At 42.8% G+C, this 353-nt stretch carries 1 pseudogene; it reads left to right on the plus strand.

Annotation, left to right across the window (positions count from 1 at the left end):
* Nucleotides 1-223: pseudogene (locus SCRDD08_RS10755) on the plus strand (type VII secretion protein EssB); the annotation flags it as partial.
* Nucleotides 224-353 lie beyond the last annotated feature (130 nt).

Consider the following 353-nt stretch of genomic DNA (forward strand, 5'->3'; position numbering starts at 1 on the left):
TTTGACCCAAGAAATCAAGCAAGTTCGTGAGGATGATAAGTTGTCAGGCAAAGACCGTGAAGCTAAACTGGAATCCTTGGAAAACGAGTACAAGAAATATTGGGATAGTCGAAGTGAGCTTTTAGCAAGTGAGTCTAGCTCTAGTGCATCCAGTCAGCAAGATGAAGCCTCTGACAATAAGTCTTCAACTGAGACGAAATCCAGTGCGTCCTCGAGCAACTAAAATAGGCCAAGGAGTAAGAAAACATGACAAAACAAGTAATTTTCTATACAAAAGGCCTACGCTATGAATTAGGAGTGGAGGGAGATAAAACATTCCTGATCGGTGCAACGGAGAAGGCCCAGGTCTATCT

Source organism: Streptococcus cristatus (assembly GCF_001578775.1).
In the GTDB taxonomy this organism is placed as follows: Bacteria; Bacillota; Bacilli; order Lactobacillales; family Streptococcaceae; genus Streptococcus; species Streptococcus cristatus_A.